At 43.1% G+C, this 21,119-nt stretch carries 20 protein-coding genes; 16 read left to right on the top strand and 4 right to left on the bottom strand.

The window, feature by feature from the left end:
- The first annotated feature begins 7 nt into the window (after window positions 1-7).
- The 10 genes from def (at window position 8) to AAFN85_RS00880 (ending at window position 9,126) form a co-directional block, all read left to right on the top strand.
- A complete protein-coding gene (def, locus tag AAFN85_RS00925; protein ID WP_347525019.1) occupies window positions 8-580 on the top strand; it encodes a peptide deformylase in 573 nt (190 codons plus the stop codon).
- 195 nt (window positions 581-775) lie between these two features.
- Window positions 776-1,660 carry a sugar phosphate isomerase/epimerase gene (locus tag AAFN85_RS00920; protein WP_347525017.1) on the top strand — a complete coding sequence of 295 codons (885 nt, stop codon included), beginning with the start codon at window positions 776-778 and terminating at the stop codon, window positions 1,658-1,660.
- Between the two features lie 109 nt (window positions 1,661-1,769).
- Complete coding sequence (locus tag AAFN85_RS00915; RefSeq protein WP_347525015.1) at window positions 1,770-2,312, top strand: peroxiredoxin; 543 nt, start codon at window positions 1,770-1,772, stop codon at window positions 2,310-2,312.
- Between the two features lies 1 nt (window position 2,313).
- The gene (locus AAFN85_RS00910) at window positions 2,314-2,649 is read left to right on the top strand and encodes a DUF1475 family protein (RefSeq protein WP_347525013.1); all 336 of its coding nucleotides are present in this window, start codon (window positions 2,314-2,316) and stop codon (window positions 2,647-2,649) included.
- Window positions 2,642-3,436, top strand: a complete 795-nt coding sequence (locus AAFN85_RS00905) for a DUF1295 domain-containing protein (protein WP_347525011.1) — start codon at window positions 2,642-2,644, stop codon at window positions 3,434-3,436. Before AAFN85_RS00910 ends, AAFN85_RS00905 begins: the two co-directional genes overlap by 8 nt.
- 96 nt (window positions 3,437-3,532) lie before the next feature.
- Window positions 3,533-4,567, top strand: coding sequence for a cyclopropane-fatty-acyl-phospholipid synthase family protein (locus AAFN85_RS00900; RefSeq protein ID WP_347525009.1), 1,035 nt, complete (start codon window positions 3,533-3,535; stop codon window positions 4,565-4,567).
- The gene (locus AAFN85_RS00895; protein WP_347525007.1) at window positions 4,564-5,700 is read left to right on the top strand and encodes an alpha/beta hydrolase; all 1,137 of its coding nucleotides are present in this window, start codon (window positions 4,564-4,566) and stop codon (window positions 5,698-5,700) included. Before AAFN85_RS00900 ends, AAFN85_RS00895 begins: the two co-directional genes overlap by 4 nt.
- Window position 5,701: 1 nt before the next feature.
- Window positions 5,702-6,988: an FAD-dependent oxidoreductase gene (locus AAFN85_RS00890; RefSeq protein ID WP_347525005.1), complete on the top strand. Its 1,287-nt coding sequence runs from the start codon at window positions 5,702-5,704 to the stop codon at window positions 6,986-6,988.
- Window positions 6,989-7,003: 15 nt separating this feature from the next.
- Window positions 7,004-7,813: a DUF1365 domain-containing protein gene (locus AAFN85_RS00885; protein ID WP_347525003.1), complete on the top strand. Its 810-nt coding sequence runs from the start codon at window positions 7,004-7,006 to the stop codon at window positions 7,811-7,813.
- Window positions 7,814-7,887: 74 nt separating this feature from the next.
- Window positions 7,888-9,126 (top strand): cyclopropane-fatty-acyl-phospholipid synthase family protein, encoded by a 1,239-nt coding sequence (locus AAFN85_RS00880; RefSeq protein ID WP_347525001.1) that lies wholly within the window; start codon window positions 7,888-7,890, stop codon window positions 9,124-9,126.
- Between the two features lie 217 nt (window positions 9,127-9,343).
- On the opposite strand, the gene AAFN85_RS00875 is transcribed toward AAFN85_RS00880, so the two are convergent.
- On the bottom strand, window positions 9,344-10,696 hold the full coding sequence (locus tag AAFN85_RS00875; protein ID WP_347524999.1) for an MFS transporter: 1,353 nt from the start codon (window positions 10,694-10,696) through the stop codon (window positions 9,344-9,346).
- Between the two features lie 104 nt (window positions 10,697-10,800).
- A complete protein-coding gene (locus tag AAFN85_RS00870) occupies window positions 10,801-11,586 on the bottom strand; it encodes a DUF1223 domain-containing protein (RefSeq protein ID WP_347524997.1) in 786 nt (261 codons plus the stop codon).
- A 242-nt stretch (window positions 11,587-11,828) separates the two neighbouring features.
- Here AAFN85_RS00870 and AAFN85_RS00865 point away from each other — a divergent pair, with 242 nt between their 5' ends.
- Window positions 11,829-12,404: a sigma-70 family RNA polymerase sigma factor gene (locus AAFN85_RS00865; protein WP_347524995.1), complete on the top strand. Its 576-nt coding sequence runs from the start codon at window positions 11,829-11,831 to the stop codon at window positions 12,402-12,404.
- A 3-nt stretch (window positions 12,405-12,407) separates the two neighbouring features.
- On the top strand, window positions 12,408-12,677 hold the full coding sequence (locus AAFN85_RS00860) for a hypothetical protein (protein ID WP_347524993.1): 270 nt from the start codon (window positions 12,408-12,410) through the stop codon (window positions 12,675-12,677).
- Between the two features lie 161 nt (window positions 12,678-12,838).
- Here AAFN85_RS00860 and dtd read toward each other — a convergent pair whose 3' ends face one another.
- The gene (gene dtd / locus AAFN85_RS00855; protein ID WP_347524991.1) at window positions 12,839-13,297 is read right to left on the bottom strand and encodes a D-aminoacyl-tRNA deacylase; all 459 of its coding nucleotides are present in this window, start codon (window positions 13,295-13,297) and stop codon (window positions 12,839-12,841) included.
- A 228-nt stretch (window positions 13,298-13,525) separates the two neighbouring features.
- On the opposite strand from dtd, the gene AAFN85_RS00850 reads away from it, so the two are divergent.
- Genes AAFN85_RS00850 through AAFN85_RS00835 form a run of 4 tightly spaced genes read left to right on the top strand, consistent with a single transcriptional unit; the run spans window position 13,526 to window position 19,543 of the window.
- Window positions 13,526-14,761, top strand: a complete 1,236-nt coding sequence (locus AAFN85_RS00850; protein ID WP_347524990.1) for a cystathionine gamma-synthase family protein — start codon at window positions 13,526-13,528, stop codon at window positions 14,759-14,761.
- Between the two features lie 40 nt (window positions 14,762-14,801).
- On the top strand, window positions 14,802-15,860 hold the full coding sequence (locus tag AAFN85_RS00845; protein WP_347524988.1) for a hypothetical protein: 1,059 nt from the start codon (window positions 14,802-14,804) through the stop codon (window positions 15,858-15,860).
- Entirely contained in the window at window positions 15,823-18,306 is a 2,484-nt protein-coding gene (locus AAFN85_RS00840) for a hypothetical protein (RefSeq protein ID WP_347524985.1), read from the top strand. Before AAFN85_RS00845 ends, AAFN85_RS00840 begins: the two co-directional genes overlap by 38 nt.
- Window positions 18,307-18,355: 49 nt before the next feature.
- The gene (locus AAFN85_RS00835; protein WP_347524983.1) at window positions 18,356-19,543 is read left to right on the top strand and encodes a serine hydrolase domain-containing protein; all 1,188 of its coding nucleotides are present in this window, start codon (window positions 18,356-18,358) and stop codon (window positions 19,541-19,543) included.
- 183 nt (window positions 19,544-19,726) lie between these two features.
- Here the strand turns inward: AAFN85_RS00835 and rsgA are convergent, their stop codons facing one another.
- Window positions 19,727-20,647: a ribosome small subunit-dependent GTPase A gene (gene rsgA / locus AAFN85_RS00830; RefSeq protein WP_347524981.1), complete on the bottom strand. Its 921-nt coding sequence runs from the start codon at window positions 20,645-20,647 to the stop codon at window positions 19,727-19,729.
- Window positions 20,648-21,119 lie beyond the last annotated feature (472 nt).

Raw genomic sequence — 21,119 nt, 5'->3', positions numbered from 1 at the left:
TTGTACGATGAAGTACCCTATCATAGCCTACGGCGACCCTGTTTTAAGAAAGAAAGCTACGGCAATTGAACCCGACGAATATCCGCATATTAAAGAACTGGTTGAAAACATGTTCGAAACCATGTACTCGGCTCGTGGTGTAGGTTTGGCCGCTCCACAGGTTGGCATGTCTATGCGTTTGTTTGTGATTGACGCCACTCCTTTTGATGATGACGAGCCAGAATTAAAAGATTTCAAAAAAGCGTTCATCAACGCTACCATATTGGAAGAAACCGGCGAAGAATGGGGCTTTAACGAAGGTTGCCTCAGCATTCCGGATATTCGCGAGGATGTTTACCGCAAACCGGTTGTAAGGATGTCATACTACGACGAGCACTGGAAACACCACGAAGAAACTTTTAAAGGTATGGCCGCCCGCGTTATCCAGCATGAGTATGATCATATTGAAGGTAAACTATTTACTGATAAACTAAGCCCGCTACGCAAGCGCCTCATCGAGAAAAAACTGAACGATATCTCGAAGGGTATGGTTGATGTGGAGTATAAAATGAAATTCCCGAACGTTAAAAAAGGAAGATAATATTTATCTAAACATATATTTAAAAGCCGCTGTACAGCGGCTTTTTTGTTTTGTAAGGCATTTTAACTCGGGTAATCTCTTTGTAAAAATCATGACACGTAACCCCTCATTAAACCAATCATTACAATTTCCGTCTTTGAATTGGCGTTTTTAATGCGTTATATTTACACAACCAATCAATAAATTCATAAACCAATGACTACCAGACGTTCATTCTTAAAAACATCGGCGTTGCTTTCAGCCGGACTGCTTGCAGCCCCAAAATTGTTCGCTTACGACAAAAAATATATAGGCCTGCAACTATACACCGTACGTGATGCCATGGCTGCCGATCCGGTTGCTGCTTTAGCAAAAGTTGCTCAAACCGGCTTTACCTCTGTGGAGGGTGCTACTTACACTGGCACCGAGTTATTTTATGGCATGAGCCCTAAAGATTTCTCGAACGTGTTAAAGCAAAACGGCCTGATCATGCCGAGCGCGCACTACCGCCTGGGCGAAGAGTTGGTTAACGGCGAACACCAAAAAGGTACCATCCTTAATGATTGGAAAAAAGCTGTTGATGATGCCGCCGAAGCCGGCGTGGAATACATGGTTTGCGCATACCTTTCGCAAGCCGAGCGTGGCGACCTTGATCATTATAAAAACATAGCTAACATGCTTGATATAGCAGGACAAACCTGTAAAGACGCGGGCATCCAGCTGTGCTACCATAACCACGATTTTGAGTTTGTACAAGAGAATGGAAAATACCCATACGAGATCTTGTTAGATAGCACCGATAAAGACCTTGTTAAAATGGAAATGGACCTTTATTGGGTAACTAAAGCTAATCAAGACCCTATCGGCTTAATCAACAAACACCCGGGCCGTTTCCCGCTATGGCATGTTAAGGATATGGACAAAACCCCCGAAAAGAAATTTACTGAAGTTGGTAACGGTACAATCGACTTTAAAAAGATCTTTACCCAAGCCAAAAAATCGGGTTTAAAATACTTTTTTGTTGAGCAGGATGTGTGCCCTGGCGATCCGTTTGCAAGCATTAGCCAAAGCATTAGCTACATCAAAAAGAATTTGGTGTAAAATTGCTTTTACAACTATAACCAAAAGGCCTGCAATTAAAACAAATTGCAGGCCTTTTTATTTTATAGCTATAAATCGTTGTACAACACATTAACGTAAGTAAAGGAAAATGAGCCAAACCATGATCAAATACCTGATAGCCTTTTTGGCGGCATCCTTCCTTTTTGCCTGTGCTGCCGAAGCGCAAAGCGGCAAACAACTACTTACGGGTGATAACATGCCCACTTTTTCCCTTATCGACCAAAACGGTAAAACTTTTAACACTGCCGATTATGTGGGCAAAAAGGCATTGGTAATCTATTTTTATCCTAAAGATGAAAGTATGGTGTGCACCAAAGAGGCCTGCGCTTTTAGGGATAGCTTTGATAAGTTTACCAAGGCCGGTGCTATGGTTATCGGCATAAATAATGGTACGGTAGCAAGTCATAAGGCTTTTGCCGATCATTACAAGCTGCCCTTCACCGTTTTAAGCGATCCGGATAACAAAGTTTACAATGCCTTCGGCGTGAAAAAGAAATTCTTTATGTCGGGCCGGGAAACTTTTGTGGTTGATTTGAAAGGGAAGATAGTTTATACCCACGAGGCCATGCTGCAAGGCAAGGAACATGCCGACGATGCTTTGGCGTTCATCAACTCCGCCAAAGCCAAATAACATGGTCAATATCCTCAAAATACTTTTCAGTATTGTTTTTGTGTGGATGTGCTACATAGTGGTAAGCACCTGCCTTGAACATAACTTATTTAAGGAATGGGATTATTTAGGTTCGATAGCCTGGATGCGCGCTACCCTTTGGGATTTTTATGCCAACATCCTGGTTATTTATGTTTGGATCTGCTACAAAGAAAAAAACTGGGCATGGAAAATAGTGTGGCTCATTCTGCTAATAACGCTGGGTAGTTTAGCCAGCTGCGCGTACGTGCTCATCCAACTTTTCAGGCTCAAATCTGGCGAAGGTTTAAAAGAATTTTTCGGCAAACAAAATGGATAGCAACTCAATTTGGGCATTGGTGAATTATAGCCTTATAGCCTGTTGCGGTATTATGGTTTTGGTATGGCTTTGGGCGCATAAAATTAAAAACGCGGGCGTTGTTGATATTTTCTGGTCGTATAATTTTCCGGTTATTGCAATTATCCTGTTTTTATTTGCTCCGGGCTATCATAATCGCAAGGCGTTGATCTGCGCTATGGTTGTAATTGCCGGCATGCGGCTGGGCACCCATCTGGCCAAACGTATTATAAGTCATTTGGATGAAGAGGAAGGCCGGTATCAGCAACTCCGTAAAGAATGGGCACCCAATGCCGAGAAAAAATTCTTCTTCTTTTTCCAGTTCCAGGGCATATCCAACGTTTTGCTCGCTATCCCCTTTTTCATCAGCTGTATGAATATTAAAAGCGAATTATCTCCGCTTGAATATGCCGGCTTTATCCTCTGGTTTATCAGCGTAACCGGCGAGGCCATGGCTGATAGACAGCTCGCTTTCTTTAAAAAAGATCCCGCCAATAAGGGTAAAGTTTGCGATACCGGCTTGTGGAACTATTCGCGCCACCCCAATTATTTTTTTGAGTGGTTAATGTGGGTATCCTATTTCGTTTTCGCGTTGGCGTCACCTTATGGGTACCTGGCAGTTATTAGTCCGGCAATAATTTTGTATTTACTGCTAAAGGTTACCGGCATCCCAGCTACCGAACAGCAAGCAGTTCGTTCAAAGGGCGAAGCTTATAAACGTTACCAAGCCACAACCAGCGTTTTTGTACCCTGGTTTAAAAAACAGTAACCCTGCAAATCCGCAATCACGGCCTTAACGTATAATCATAAAACACAAATTATATTCAGCGTAATACGTACTGCGTAATACGTTCAATCCAAAACTATGTGGTACGACAAATTAATTGAACAAAACCGCGTTCCCGACTTTTTACTGCGACAAGGCATCCGCAAGCTATTACAACAGCGCCTTAACGACGAAAACAAAGGCGATCCGGAGGTACAGCAGGCCCATTTAACGGCGCTCATAACCGAGCTTAAAGCATCGCCCATAGCTGTGAACACGGCCGATGCCAACGAACAGCATTACGAAGTACCTACCCAATTTTATCAGTACTGCCTTGGCAAAAACCTCAAGTATTCAAGCGGCTATTGGAAACCGGGCGTATCCGATATCAATACATCTGAAGACGATATGCTTGAACTTAGCTGCCAGCGCGCGCAGCTTGCCAACGGGCAGCATGTGTTGGAACTTGGTTGCGGTTGGGGATCCTTGTCGTTATATATGGCGGCCAAATATCCGGAAAGTACATTCAAGGTGGTATCAAACTCGCGTACTCAAAAACTTCATATCGATGAACAGGCGCAACAACGGGGAATCACCAACCTAACCGTGATCACCGCCGATATGAATACTTTCGAGATAGACGAAAAGTTTGATCGCGTGGTATCGGTAGAGATGTTTGAGCACATGCGTAATTACAAGCTGCTGCTTAACAAGGTGGCTTCATTCCTGAAACCGAACGGCAAACTATGGATCCATATTTTTACCCATAAAGAGTATGCATACAAGTTTGAGGTAATTGACGACACCGACTGGATGAGCAAGTATTTTTTTACCGGCGGCATTATGCCCAGCGATGATTTGATGTTTTATTTTAACGATGACATGGTAGTTGAAAAACACTGGCATGTAAATGGCCAGCACTATGGCAAAACAGCCGAAGCCTGGCTTAAAAACATGGATAACCACAAGGCTGAGATCATGCCGCTTTTTGAACAAACTTACGGCAAAGACCAGGCCGTGAAATGGTGGGTATACTGGCGCTTGTTTTACATGGCCTGCGCCGAACTCTGGAATTTCAATAACGGCAACGAGTGGATAGTGAGCCACTATTTGTTCCATAAAACCATCGCATGATCCGTTTAGCCATCATCACTATTTTATTCCTGGTATCGCTGCTAACAGTATTTAAAGCTTTTGAATACTACATGTGGATGCTTTCTATCATCGCCACCGAGTTTTCGTGGTTTTTCATTTTACTTACGTTGATAGCTTTAGGTAGCGGCTATTATGTTAGCAAACATCAACTTGCAGGCACCGTTTTAGGGTTGATAACCTTGCTATTGTTTATTTCGCCCATTGTAAGGGCTTATGCCGTAGCCAGTGGTTTAAAGGAAGATTTTACCGCGGCTTTTGGACAGGGCAGTACAGTTATCAACGGCGATAACAATCAGCCACCGTTCAGCTTTTGGAAAATGTTTTCGGGCAACAAAACGGTAAACAGTAAACAGCTTAATTACGTTTCGTACGCCGATGGGGCAACACTTTCTATGGATTTTTATCCTTCACAAATAGTAGGCAACCGTGCCTGCGTAATTGTTGTACATGGAGGCTCATGGAATAAAAGCGATAATAAACAATTGCCGGAATTGAACGATCGCCTTGCCCTGATGGGTTACAACGTGGCGGTTATTAATTACCGTCTTGCACCTAAATATCAAAATCCGGCCCCTGTTGAAGATATAAACGCGGCTTTTGATTATTTAAAAAAGCACGCTGCCGAATTACACGTCGATACCAATAATTTTGTACTCCTTGGCCGTTCGGCCGGGGCGCAGATTGCTTTACTGGCGGCCTATACGTTGCAGCAGCCGGGGTTGAAAGGCGTAATAGATTACTACGGCCCGGCAGATATGGTTTGGGGATATTCCATTCCTTCAAGTCCGCTTATTATGGATTCGCGCAAGGTAATGAGCGATTATATCGGCGGAACGTATCAGCAGGTTCCTGAAAAATTTGCGGCCAGTTCGCCGTTGGAGTTCATTAGCCAGAAATCGCCACCAACCTTAATTATCCATGGCGATAATGATGTGTTGGTATCCCCTGAGCATAGCCGTCGCATGAATGAAAAACTCGCTAAAAACGGCATTAAACATTATCTGCTCAAACTTCCCTGGGCTGTGCATGGTTTTGATTTTAATTTGAATGGACCAGGCGGCCAGCTGGCCACCTACACTGTTGAACGTTTTTTAAATACGGTAACTAAATAATATGTTAAAAACAGCCATTATAGGCACCGGTATTGCCGGTATGGGCAGCGCTCATTTTTTGCACAAAACGCATGATTTGACTATTTACGAGCAAAACGATTACGTTGGCGGCCATACCAATACCGTAACTGTTGATGAAGATGGCAAGCCCGTTTATATCGATACCGGTTTTATGGTTTTTAACTATCAAACCTACCCCAATCTTTGCCGCCTGTTTGCAGAGATAGGCGCACCGGTAAAAAAGACCGACATGAGTTTTAGCGTACAGCATGTGCCTTCGGCATTGGAATATTCCGGATCGAGCGTTAACCACCTGTTTGCCCAGCGCAAAAACATTTTTAATATCAAATACCTTAAAATGCTGATGCAGATAAAGCGTTTTAATGAAGAGAGCATTAAAATTGTTGATGACCCTAAATATGATGATTACTCCATTGGCAGATACATTAAAGAGTTTGGCTTTGGCGAAGAGATGCTGTGGAAATACCTGGTGCCCATGAGTTCGGCGGTATGGTCTACACCAATGGAGCAGATGCTGGATTTCCCGGCAGTAACGCTGATCCGCTTTTTTCAAAACCATGGCTTTTTAGGGTTAGATACACAGCACCAGTGGTACACGTTGGATAAAGGCAGCCAAAGCTATCGCGAGATCCTGGTCCGCCCGTTTGAAGATCGGATCCACATAAATCGCAAAGCAATAAAAATAACCCGGGCTGATGGTAAGGTTACAGTACATGCTTCTGATGGTTCGGCCGAGGTGTACGACAGGGTGATCATTGCCACCCATGGCGACCAGGCACTCCAACTGTTGGATAATCCGACCGATGATGAGCAGCGCTTGCTCTCCTGCTTTAAATACCAGTATAACAAAGCCACCCTACATACCGACGAAAGCATTATGCCCAAAGCCAAGCTCGCCTGGAGCAGCTGGAATTACCGCATCCAAATGCAAAACGGGCAACTTACACCCAGCACCATTTATTGGATGAACCAACTGCAAGGCGTATCCGATAAAAAAAACTACTTCGTATCCGTTAATCCGCACGATAACGTCGACCCAAAAAAGATCATCAAGGAGATAGATTACGAACACCCCTTATTTGATATACCTGCCATAAACGCCCAGGCCCAGCTGCACGCGCTAAATCAAGATGGCCCCGTATATTTTTGTGGAAGCTATTTTAAATATGGTTTTCATGAGGATGCTTTTGCGAGCGCCGTAAATTTATGTTCGCAGTTGCTGGGAAACCCGGTTTATGATGATACAATCATCCAGCCACCTTTATAATCCGTATATTCATATATGGCAAAACCAGGGTTTAATTCATGTTTATATAAAGCGAAAGTAATGCACCACCGGCTTGCTCCTAAAGTGCATAGCTTTCACTATAATGTATTCATGTTTTACCTCGATCTGGATGAGATAGACGGCTTGAGCAAGCGACTCAAATTCATGAGCCGAAACCGGTTTAACCTGTTCAACTTCCGCGATAAGGACCACCTGCAACTCCCCCGAGAAAATCCGGATCCTACAAAAAACACCCGCCAACACATTACTGCTTACTTAAAGCAAAACGGCGTGGATATTGGAAGCGGCCGCATTATGGTGCTCACCAATCTGTGCACGCTGGGTTACCAGTTTAATCCCGTATCGTTTTATTTTTGTTATAACGAGGCCGGACAGGCGATTTGCTCGGTAGTAGAGGTATGTAATACTTTTTTAGAGATGAAGCCTTATTTTTTAGGGGCCAATGATAAACAAGGCGATAGCTTTAAACTCAATACCGAAAAGTATTTTTATATATCGCCCTTTATTGAGATGGACACTAATTTTGATTTCGACCTCGATATCCCTGGTGAAAAACTAAAAATCAAAATTGACGATTACGATAAGCAAGGCAACCGCTTTTTTATCAGCACGCTTAATGGCGTTAAAAAACCACTTACTGATGCTAACCTGTTATTGTACTTTATTAGCTTCCCACTTATAACCGTAAAAGTGATCTGGCTGATACATTTGCAAGCCTTTAAGCTGTGGCTCAAAAAGATCCCTTTTCATAAAAAAGAGAGTAACAAGGAGTTACAAAAAGAGGTTTACCGCCCTTACGCTTAAAATGAATAAGCCTGTGTAAAACTATACAGGGGTGTAATACGTAATTAATATAAATTAATACTGTACAACCACTTATGGCAGGCACCCTATCCCTCGTTAAAAAAAGCAGTTTTTACCAGGATCTTGTTCTGAAGTTTTTATCCAAAATGGATAAGGGTACGCTGTACCTTACACTTCCCGATGGTGAACATATTACTATCGGCACCGGCGAAGGCAACATCAGCGCAATGATCATGGTGCACGACGAAGCTTTTTATAAACGCCTGATCCTTTTTGGCGATATCGGCTTTGGCGAAGCTTACGTTGATGGCCTTTGGGACACCGATAATATCACCAATGTAATTAAATGGGTGTTACTTAACATCGAGAACGCACCAGGCGTATCGGGCAGCAAAACGCAGGCATTATCGCTTAACCTCCTTAAACTTTTCAATAAACTTTCGCATTTTAAACGAGCCAATACGGTTGAAGGATCGCGTAAAAACATTTCTGAGCATTACGATCTGAATAATGATTTTTTTGCCAGTTTCCTCGATCCTACCATGACCTACTCTGCCGCCTATTTTTATAAAAACGGGTTGAGCCTGGAGGAAGCACAACTGGCCAAATACGATAGGTTATGCCGCCAACTACACCTTAAACCAACAGACCATGTACTGGAAATTGGCAGCGGTTGGGGTGGCAATGCCATTTACATGGCCAAAACCTATGGCTGCAAAGTAACCTCGCTCACTATATCCGAAGAGCAGCACAAACTGGCTGTGGAACGAGTGGAAGAAGCCGGCTTAAGTCATAAAGTAAGTATCGAATTAAAAGATTACCGCCAACTGGAAGGTACATTTGATAAGATCGTATCCGTAGAGATGCTGGAGGCCGTGGGTTATAACTTTATGGACGTGTACTTTAAGAAATGCCACGATCTGCTTAAAAAGAACGGCATCCTGGCCATACAGGTAATCACCTCACCCGATTCGCGATATGCGGCCTTGCGCAAAGGGGTAGATTGGATCCAGAAACATATTTTTCCAGGCTCGCTGTTGCCGTCTGTTGGGGCCATAAACAATTCCATTAACCGTACCGGCGATATGACTATGGTTGATCTGAAAGATCTTGGCCTGGATTATGCCGCTACTTTAAAGCTTTGGTTTGATGCGTTCAATGCTAATTTGCCCACTGTACGCTCTTTAGGCTTTGATGACAGGTTTATCCGCAAGTGGAATTATTATCTATGCTATTGCGAGGCTGCTTTTGCCATGCGCAATATTAACGTAATGCATTTAGTATATACGAGGCCTAATAATATTGGGAGGTAATTGATGGTGATTGGAGAATTGTTGATTAAGTGAGTAGTTCATTTTAGCTGCAAAATTGTATCCTCCAAAAACATACTCATTGCGAGGAATAAAATCCGAGGCATCTGAAGGAAATATGACACCGCCACGTTGTCCTCCTTCGCTATCGCTCAGGAGGACAACGTGTTTTAAACATGTCATGGGGAGGAATAAACAACCACTCACCTAATCAACCCAATCAACTATTCACCCTTTCCTTCCTCTCCCTAAACCGGCTAAAAAAAACAATTGCCAGTACACATAATACGCACCCACAAATACCATTCAACCTCAACCCGTAATCATTACCCGGATCTTTCCCATAAACCGTTAAAAAAGCAAACAACGCGATGCCCAAAGTTTGCCCCAATTTTACAAACAGGTATTTAACAGCAAAGAACATCCCTTCCCTGTTTTCACCGGTGCGTTTGGCGTCGTTTTGGGCAATTTCGGCAAGGATAGCATTGGGCAATATACCCAACGAGGCCAGCGGGAAGGAGGCACAAAGCACCAGTGTGTAAATCTGAGCCTTAGGCGATATTGGGAATTTTCCTAAAAAAAATATGGCTACAAAAATTAAACTCAACAATCCGAAGGAGAATATTACAATAGGCTTTTTGCCGATCTTTTTACTCAAGTAGTTGACCAAGGGATAAAACACCAACGATACCAACACCATAGCCCCCATTAGTTCACCACCCATGGATTCGGGCAGATTTAATAACGATTTAAGGAAAAACAACAAGCCACTTGATATAATACTCAGAGCCATATAATACGAAAAATCGGAAATGAGGTAATACTTGAAGTTGCGGTTTTTAAATGTTTTTCGAATGGCTGGCAATAAGTCCAGATGCGACGGTTGACTGTTTGAATACCGCTTTTCATCAATAGCAAAAATGGGGATCAGCATCACTAAACCGGCAAAAGCGGCGAGCGCCCAAATAGTATATTGTACAGCGGTATCGCGGTTAGAGATTTGGGCGAAGTGTTGTACCAGATCGGCAAAGTTATTTACAAATGCTGATAGGATAATGCCGATCACAAAACCCACTTGCTGTAATGATGATAGTTCAACCCTTTCGGCACCTGTGCGGGTAAGTTCAGGAAGCAGCGCGTTGTAGGGGATGATGTATGCCGTAGCGCCCATAAAAAAGCAAACAAGCGTAAAAACAAGCCAGTAAGCATTATGAATGCTCTCGCATTTTACCAGGGGGTAAAAGGTAAGTCCGCAAAACAAAACGGCGGGGATAATAGCCCACTTCATGTAAGGAATACGTCTGCCTTTTTTGTTTTCACTTTTATCGCTCAGCGAAGCTATGAAAGGATCAAAAAAAGCATCAACCAAACGCCCCGAAGCCGTAATGACCGACATGATATTGAACACCCCGAAAAGTAGCAATTGAGGTACCAACGCAATAAGACCGGCATTGCTTGGTGGCAGGTAATAGTAAGGCAGCATCACAATGATAATATTGGTCATGATACTCCAGCCTATCATTCCGCAGGCATAAGCAAGCTGTTTGGAAAGCGGTAGTTTTTGGCCCGGCATTTAATGCAATATGCAAATATTACATCATATAAACGCCCCATGCCACCCCTTGTTTATAAGCTTTTCAATATTTTATTATCCAAATAAATAAGTTGCATCAACCCTTATTTTAGCTGGCCTTTGGTGGCAGCTATTATCGCACCGTTATTATTGTTCTGTATAAAGCCTATTATCTCCCAATCTTGTTTAATAGCTTCCTCAGGTAAAGCAATGGTAGCGGTCCCTGTATTTTTTAGCTGCAAACTCTGCAAGTCCCGCACAATTTGCGCGTGCACTAAATTACGGCCAGCATTTTCGCCGCTTTTTATTTTGCTCACGGCATGTTTTTGCACCAATGCCAGCAACAATTTGCTATGTGTTTTATCAATGTTACCGTCAACATTATATTGCACCAGGACTTTGTTATTCGCACCCTTTATGGCGCTGATGTTCAGTAGGGCATTGTTGCTACCTTCAAGGCCCTTGCTAATTGCATTGTGTAACGCCCCTTCCTGCGATCCTACAAACTCGGCTATACCGTTAACCACAATTTGTGGTGTATAAATTTGTGATAGGTTTAGCCATTGGGCATAGTCGTTCTGCCGTTTGGTGTAAGCGGCGCTGCTAAAAATATCCTTCCAGCCCAGGCGGTCCCAGTAGTCAACATGGTAGGCTAAAATATAAACAGGCTTATCAGCAACTTCTTTTTCAACTTTAGCCACAAGCTCGTCGGCAGGCGGGCAGCTTGAGCAACCTTCAGATGTAAAAAGCTCTACCAAAGCAAAGCCTTTTCCCTCTAAACCGGGCTTCTTAATATCCCTGACAAAACCGGTGCGCTTAACAAATGCCGAAGCCATAGCTGCAAGGCCTATAAACAATAATGCAACCCCGAATACTTTAATTGCTTTCATTTCTATTAAAATTAAAATGATGTTTGCAGGTTTGTCGTATTGGAAAGAAAACCCTTACAATAAATTTGCATTTAAAGCCTCATTATAAATACCGTTGCTATACACTAATTATCAACATACAAACTGTAATTTAGAATACTATACTCCCGTTGTTTTTTGCAGTTAATTTTTTTTATGATTTTTTGTAAGGAATGCTTCACATACACGACTAACGTGGAAACTGTTTTAATATACAGCAATTCATGACAACCGAAAGCAACGTATTAAACCCGCATACATGGGTAGCACAATATGCCGATTACCTGTACCTATACGCCATTGTGCGCATTAATGATGAGGATACCGCGAAAGACCTTGTACAGGAAACCTTTTTGGCCGCCCTTGAAAGGGCCGACCGCTTTGAGGGTAAAAGCACCGAACGGACGTGGTTAACGGCCATCTTAAAAAATAAAATTATTGATGTATACCGCAAAAAATCATCAGGATTAGCAATTGCATCGGCCAATAAGGCCGCGCAGCAGCAAGATGAATTTTTTGAGGAAGATAACGGGCACTGGAAAGCAGAATACGCCCCTCAACCCATTGCAGCGATGGACGAGCAGGATCCTTTGCTTAAAAAGGAGTTTAACAACATTTTACAATTGTGCCTCACCAAACTACCCGAGTTGTGGAAGTCGGTATTTACCATGAAACATATGGACGATGCCGCTACCGAGATCATTTGTACCGAGCTGCGCGTTACCCAGGCCAACTTTTGGGTCATTATTCACCGGGCAAAAATTAACCTGCGGGCCTGCCTTCAAAAAAACTGGAATTAAACCATGAGCTATTTAAAAAGGATAATATACAACTGTAAACAGGCTACTTTCCTGATAGAAAAAAAGCAGCTTAAAAGGCTAAGTTTCCGTGAGGAGATTGAAATGCGCATTCACCTGCGGGGGTGTGGCATGTGCAAGTTATACAACAAACAAAGCCATGTTATTAATGACATGGTGCAGCAGCTATTTCAGGATTCGATGAAAAATGAATTGAAGCTTGATGATAGTTTTAAAGCTGATTTGCAGGCGAGGATTGAAGAGGGATTGAGGTAGTTTTTTCATATCAATTACTATCTATCCCTACAACGTAATTGCGAGGCACGAAGCAATCGCCTACTTACAGGGGGGCGTGCATGATCGCTCTGCTAATCGGGGATTGCTTCGTGCCTCGCAATGACGGGAGGAGAGGCTTTCTTAACAAACAACAGTTATTTTTAATGATTATCCATGTCCTTCGTATCCATCACAATAGTAACTGGCCCATCATTCAATAAACTGATCTTCATATCGGCACCAAAAACTCCGGTTGCTACTTTTTTGCCGATAAGCCCTTCAAGTGCCTGGATCATCTGCTCATACATCGGGATAGCCTTATCTGGTTTGGCCGCCCTTAAAAACGATGGCCTGTTTCCCTTTTTGGTTTGGGCGAAAAGTGTGAACTGCGAGATCAGTAAAATACCTCCATCCACGTCGGCAAGGGCTTTGTTCATGAGGCCGTTCTCGTCGCCAAAAACACGCATGCCGGCAATTTTATTGGCCAGCCATTGCAGGTCTTCGGTGGTATCGGCATCTTCAATACCTAATAACACCAAAAAACCATTACCAATTTCGCCGGTAATTTTACCATCAACAGTGCAGCTTGCCTGGGTAACGCGTTGTAGTACAGCCCTCATATTTTTTATACCAATTATTTATGACGATCACAATTTAGGCGATTTCCATCAATCATCTGCCGTAAACAATGTAATTCGTGTAATTCGCCCAAATACTAAACTACATAAAAGCATTCGTGTCAATTGGTTATCATTAGTACAATTAGTACCAATTCAATTCGTGTAATTAGTGCTTAATTAATTAAGTTCGCAACCGCTATTATGTATATCTAATTAATAGGATTTAAAATGAGTACCAAAAGAGGCTTTACTACCAGCATATTACACGCCGACCGTCTTGGCAAACCCGAGCACGGTTCATTACATAAACCCATCCACACTTCGGTAACCTACGGGCACGAGGATGTTCAGGACCTTGTTGATATTTTCCAGAACAAAAAAAGCGGTTACGCATACTCGCGCCAGGGCAACCCTACGGTTACCGCGCTCGAGCAAAAAGTAACACAGATGGAAAAAGGTGTGGCCAGTATTGCTTTCTCTACCGGTATGGCAGCTATTTCGGCTACGGTAATGGCGCTGATAAAAGGTACCGACCACATTGTGGCCAGCTCATTTTTGTTTGGCAACAGCCGCAGCATTTTTCAAACATTTATTGATATGGGTATCAGCATTGATTTTGTTGATGCTACCGATGTTGAAAATGTTCGTGCTGCCGTAAAAGACAATACCCGCATGGTATTTGTTGAAACCATTGCCAACCCAGCCACACAAATTGCCGATCTGAAAAACATTGGCGATCTGTGCGAAGAAAAAGGAATTATGTACGTGGTAGATAATACCATGACCTCGCCATACCTGTTCAACCCAATTGATGTAAAAGCAAGTTTAGTGGTAAACTCGTTAACCAAATACATTGGCGGCCATGGCAATGCCCTGGGCGGCGCGGTAACCAATACCGGCTTATTTGATTGGGCAAACTATCCAAACATTTTCCCGGGCTTCAAAGCAACTGTTAAACCCGAGGCACTGGGCATGACCCAGATCCGCAAGAAAGGTCTGCGCGATGCCGGCGGCACTTTATCGCCAGAGGCAGCCCATACCATCTCGGTAGGTGCCGAAACTCTGGCTTTACGCCTTGACCGCGCCTGCAACAATGCTTTGGCGCTGGCTAAGTTTTTTAATGATCATCCTAAGGTGAAAAAAGTATTTTACCCCGGTATCGAATCGCACCCGCAACATGCGCTGGCTGGCGAACTCTTCGCCCGCTTTGGCGGCTTGATGAGCATTGAACTGGACGAAAGCATTGATTGCCTCGCGTTTTTAAACAAATTGAAACTGGTTGTAAAATCAAGCAACCTTGGCGATACACGCACCTTGGCCATCCCGGTTGCACAAACCATTTTCTTTGAGCTTGGTGCCGAACGCCGCGCCGAAATGGGCATCCCCGAAAGCATGATCCGCCTATCAGTTGGTATTGAAGACCTCGACGATTTGTTGGAGGATTTCAAAACAGCCTTAGAATAGAAGCAGGAAGTCAAGAGTCAGGAATCAGGAGGGAAATGAGATGAAAACAACTCAGAGATCTTTATTCCTGCCTCTTCCTCTCTTGATTCTTGCCGTCCTGGCTCTTGCCTCTCTCTTCACTTCCTGTCGCAAAAAACAGGTAAATACATCCTTTTACTACTGGAAAACAGTTTACAAAGATACCCCTGCCGAATCTGATTGGCTCAGGCATTTTAAAACGCGTAAACTTTATATGCGGATAATGGATGTAGCCATTGTTGATGGCGATCCGCGGCCGGTACCTGTTTCCCCTATCCTTTTTCAAAGCAAAATAGCCGATAGTATTGAGCTTATCCCCGTTGTTTTTATTGTTAACGATGTTTTGCGGAACACAGGCAAACCACAACTTGATGAACTGGCAAAAAAGATAGTCGGCTTTGTAAATGGAAAAGTTGAGCAAGCCGGCAAATCATCCTACAATGAATTACAGATAGATTGCGACTGGACTGCCACCACGCGCGACAATTATTTTTACCTGCTAAAACAGATCCGTTCGGCCAACGGATTAAAGGCAAAAACCCTATCCGCCACCCTACGCCTCCATCAGATTAAAAACCAAAAAGTCAGCGGTATCCCGCCGGTTAACCGGGTTATGCTGATGTGTTATAATATGGGCAACCTGCGGCTGTACGGCAAACAAAATTCCATACTGGATATTAATGAGTTAAAGAAGTATGCCAATGAAAATATCGGCGACTATCACCTGCCTATCGACATTGGTTTACCCCTGTTTAGCTGGGCTGTAGCCTTCCGGGAAAAAAATTATATAGGCATCACAAAAAGAATAAATAAGGATACGCTGGATAATAAAAATCAGTTTATATTTAAGGGGAATAATATTTATCAAACCTTAACCGATTTACCGCAATATGGACTGAACCGTGACGATGAAATACGCTGGGAAACCATCAATGCGAACGATTTGCAGGCCGTGGCTAAATACTTATCCCCGCTGCTAAAAACCGATACTGTTAATATCATTTACTTTCATCTCGACGCTGCCGCCTTAAAGGCCTATACCTATGAAACGCTGGAAAAAACTAACCATATGTTCCGTTAGCTTCCTTGTATTATTTTTTGCCGAAATTGCCATTAACATAGCCTGCGGCCCCGAACAGGACCCTTACGATTATTACGCCTCTTTTTTTCATAATACCATCCAGGATACCGACGGCTACCAATCGTTTTATTTTAACGGGATGCTATTTTTAAATGATGATAGCGATTACCTAAAAGAGACTGATGTTAACGCCGCCGAGTGGCGCGCATATTTTGGCAAAACAGTATCATTAGCTGATATTAACAAGGCGATGTATATGCTTGGCCCGCATACCGATTCGCTACTGCTTAAATATTTAAAGCCGAATGGCACGCTTCCCGACAGTTTAAGAAAAAACACTTTTTTAAAAAAACTTGTATCCGGCAGTCATAATGATGCCCTGAACTACTACCGCCTGGCCAAAACGGCCGAGCCTCTTGTTGTTAAAAACTATGAGAGGCTTTGGGGGAAGTCTATTCCTCTTGATTATAAAAAGCTGAACGCCCTATCGGCTTCCGCATTAAAATATGCCCAGGCAACTAAAGATCCTTTTGTAAAATTACGTTGCCTTTACCAGGCCCAACGTTTATCGTTTTATAGCAATGCCCCGGATGGCGGCGCCGCGATATATGATAAATACATAGCAAAGCTCAAATCAAAAAGCCACGTTAAGGGCTGGGCGCTTTCGCTTAGGGCGGGGCACGAACAATACCACGGCAACCCGGCTAAAGCGGCCTTTATGTTCTCGAAAGTGTTTGCCAACTATCCCGAAAGGCGTATCCAGGCCTTTTATGAGTTTAATGACATTAAAGAGCCGCAGGCAAGCATCCTGAAATTTGCGAAAACACCAGATGATAAAGCTTTTGTTTATGCTATACGAGGCTTCCATAAACCCCGTGTCGACCTTACCGCGCTTGAGCAGATTTATAAGGCGCAGCCACATTCTCCGCTTATTAAAGTGTTGCTGGTGCGCGAGATCAATAAGATTGAAGAAAGCTACCTATCCAAAAAGCTGGATAAAACCGCCCATCACAACCCTTACGATATGTTGCAGCCATACATTGGCGAAGACAGCACGGTGAAAAAACAGCGTGTTTATATTCCTAAACTCATGGCCTTTTGTACCAGGCTTGCTACCGAAGGAAGGTACGTTGAACCCGCTTTGGGTAATATGACCAATGCTTACTTAAACTGGATACAGGGCAATACCCAGGCCGGGCTGGATGAGTTGGCTGCAATAAACGATCAAAAACCCGGCATTAAATTAAACGACCAGAAGCAAATGATCGCTCTGCTGCTGCAAGCACAAAAGATAAACCGTTTAGATACCATAGCCGAGCAGGAGTTAATGCCCGGATTAACCTGGCTTGATGAAAAAGCTAAATGGGAGGCAAAACATATCACATCCCTTAACCGTGAAGATTACTGGTGGGATCCGGAAACCCATAAACCATACTCCCTATCGGCACGTGATTTTTATACCTTGGTACTTGCTCCCGCTTATTTAAAGCAAAAAGACACCGCAATGGCGGCCTTATGCATGCTGAGAGGGCAACAATTTATTCCGCCCGGTCGAAAATGGAAAACCAAATATCCAGGCTTTAACATGCCCGATTTTATTCAGCGCAGGCTGCGTTCTTATGATCTGCAAAAGATGATCGCGGTGTATAAAAACCCGGCAAAAACGCCCTATATCCAGCTGCTCACTTCCAAAATAACCCGCAGGTTAAGCTATGACCTGTACGATGTATTAGGCACAGCCTATTTGCGCGAATACAGATATGCACAAGCAGTAAAAGCGTTTAATAACATCCCGGCATCTGTATTAAGAAACCTTCCGGAAAAATGGCTGGCCTCAGAAAAAAACGATCCTTTTGCTGATAACGGCATCAAAAAAAGCAGCAGCACCAGACCGGTTATTTACAACAAATTAATGTTTGCCCGTAAAATGGCTAAGCTTCAAAACCTCATCAAAACCAACCCTAAAAATGCCGCTGTTTATTATTGCGAAATGGGCAAAGGCTTGTATAATACCTCGCATTACGGTGCCGAATGGTATTTAACCGCCTATGCAATGGGGGCTAATTATGATGGAAAACCAGATCCATATTTTAATTCGGATTTTTTAAAGACAAATACTGCCGAACGGTATTTTTTGAAAGCCCGATCATTAAGTAACAGCAATGAGTTTAATGCCCGCTGCACTTTTATGGCAGCAAACTGCAAACGGAGCCGGATAGAAAACCTTAAGTATAGATATGAATACGACGACCCGAAACAATATGATATAGCCCGTGCCCGGTTTGAATATAAATTAACGCATAATCCCTATTTCGTAGAACTGAAAAAAAGATATTCAAATACGGCTTATTATAAACAGGCGGTAAGCGAGTGTGTTTATTTACAGGATTTTTTAAGCGCGCAAACACCTGTTCCCGTGCAAAAACGTAAGGTAATTGTTCAATAATTTTTCAGGAGAATGGGGGTTAAAGGCAAGTACGTTGTAATAATAGCATATGAAAAACAATAAACTCTATCCGCTCTTTTTTTTCGCCCTTATAACTTTTGCCTGCATAGCCAAGGCGCAAGCTCAAACCGATTCATTAACCATTAAACTTCAACAGGCTTTTAAACAGGATAGCCTGCCCGGCATGTATGTTATCATGACTAATGGCAATAAAATAACCTATTCACAAGGTTTTGGCTATGCGGATGTGGCTAATAAAACACCATACTCGGCAAGCAATATCCAGAACATCGGTTCGGTAAGTAAAACGTTAATTGCTGTCGCGTTGATGAAAGCCATCGAACTCAAATACTTTACTTTAGAGACCGACATTAATGATGTGCTCCCCTTTAAAGTGATCAATCCCAATGACCCCAACGGAAAAATAACCATCAGGCAGTTAACCAACCATACATCGGGCATTGTTGATAACCCCAAGGTTTATCATTACTGCTATCATTTTTACCCTAAGCTACGGGCATATGATAGTTTATCGATAAGCACGCTGAACCAGATGGGTTTTGGCGATAAATTGAGAGATACTTCACTGGCCCAATTCTTTTATAATTATCTATCGCCACAAGGTCAATATTACAGCAAAGCTAATTTTGGCGAAGGCCCGGCAGGAGGGGTATCATCTTACAGTAATACAGGATCGGCGTTAGCCGCTTACCTCATCGAGATCAAATCGGGGTTGACCTATGCTGAGTTTACCAAAAAATATATCCTGAAACCTTTACATATGGACCATTCCGGATGGCATGTGCAGAATATCGATCTGAAAAAGCATGCCATGCTATACCTGGATCAAAAAAACAGGTTCCCGCTATACGATCTGGTTACCTATCCCGATGGTGGCCTGAAAACATCGCCCGAAGATTTGAGTAAATATTTAATGGCGATAAGCAAGCATGATAAAAAGTTATTGACCGAAGCATCGTACCAAGCCATGTTCACCCCGCAGTTCAGCAAAGAACATCCACCTAAAAACATCAATTTAACCTATCGCAACAAAGGCATTTTCTGGAATTTATATACCAATGGTACAATCGGCCATGATGGCGATGATCCCGGCGTGGGGACTTATTTATTTTTTAATCTGGCTACCGGTAGAGGTGGGTTGTTTCTCACTAATAAATATTTGCCGAATAAGCAGGCTATTGTGGATGTGTTGGTGAAGGAGGCGGAGAAGAAGTAGTTTTTTTATAATTCCCTCCCTCGGGAGGGGTGTGCTGGGGTGGTGTAGTGCCAGGGAGGGGTTTTACGCCCAGTTAATGAATAGCCATGACAAAGAAACCCCTCCCTACACCCTCCCAAGGGAGGGAATCGCACAATGCCCGGCTTTTTTCTTATCTCTTAATTCTTGCTGTCTTGACTCTAATCAAGCTCTTGTATCGTTGCCGTTATAAATACTCAGGTAGCTGTCATAACGTGTTGGGGAGATCTCACCCTCTTCCAGCGCATCAAGCACGGCGCAGCCGGGCTCGTTAATATGGCGGCAGTTGTTAAATCGGCATTGGTTCATGCGCTCGCGCATTTCGGGGAAGAAATGGCTAAGTTCTTGTTTTTCTATGTCGATAACACCCAGTTCACGGATGCCGGGGGTATCTATGATGAAGCCGCCTTGCGGCAGCTCAAACATTTCGGCAAAGGTGGTGGTGTGCATGCCCTTATCGCTCCAGTCGGATATCATGTTGGTACGCAATTCCAGCTCGGGCAGTAGGGCGTTGATGAGGCTTGATTTGCCCACGCCGGAATGGCCGGAGAATAGGGTTACTTTATCTTTTAATAAATCCTGAACGTGGTTAATATTGGTGCCTTTTATGGCCGATATCTCGAAACATGGATAGCCTATATCTTCATAAATGGCTTTATAATCGGCTAATATCTCCAGGCCTTCGTCGCTAAACAGGTCGAGTTTGTTAAATACCAACCTCGCCGGGATATCGTAGGCTTCGGCGGTAACTAAAAAACGATCAATAAATCCAAGGGAAGTTCGCGGGGATGCCAATGTAACTACCAATATGGCCTGATCAAGATTCGCGGCAATAATTTGCGCCTGCTTACTTAGGTTAATGGCCTTGCGGATAATGTAGTTTTTACGCTGATGCAGGTTGGTGATCACACCTTCCTCGCGGTCGGGTTCCATTTCAAAATCAACTATATCGCCAACGGCAATGGGATTGGTTGTCGTGATGCCCTTAATGCGAAACTTGCCTTTGATGCGGCAATCTATCTTTTGCCCATCAGGAGTTTGCACCTGGTACCAGCTTCCGGTTGATTTTGTTATGAGTCCCTGCATATTATCGAGCCTCAAAAGTAGCAAATTAATTTCGACACTAATTTTTTCGAATTGAGACGAATTACATCGATTGCCAGCATTACGTTTAAAGGATTTCCACACGAATTAATTCGAATTAGCGAATTACACAAATTTCTCTTCTACTTCATCATTCGTGTAATTCGTTTAATTGTGTACAACCAGCTAAGCATTCGTGTAGAAATTTCCTCCACCCACTTACCAAACTCTTAAAACACCCGCTAACTCATTGATATTTATTGCCAAAATCATAATTTGTAAAATAATCCTTGCAAATCAGAAAATAATCTACTTACTTTACCGACATTATATATGACAGTTAACAACACCATTACTACCATTATTATTACCACCGGCATAAACCTCGGAGGAAGATAATCGTATGGTGTAAAAACATAAAATGAAAACCAAAAGAAAAACCTTCCTCCGCAAAGAGGAAGGTTTTTTTGTTATA

Source organism: Mucilaginibacter sp. CAU 1740, from assembly GCF_039839285.1.
GTDB lineage: Bacteria > Bacteroidota > Bacteroidia > Sphingobacteriales > Sphingobacteriaceae > Mucilaginibacter.
Note: the sequence above shows the minus strand (reverse complement) of the source record. Positions and strands in the feature narration are given on the sequence as shown.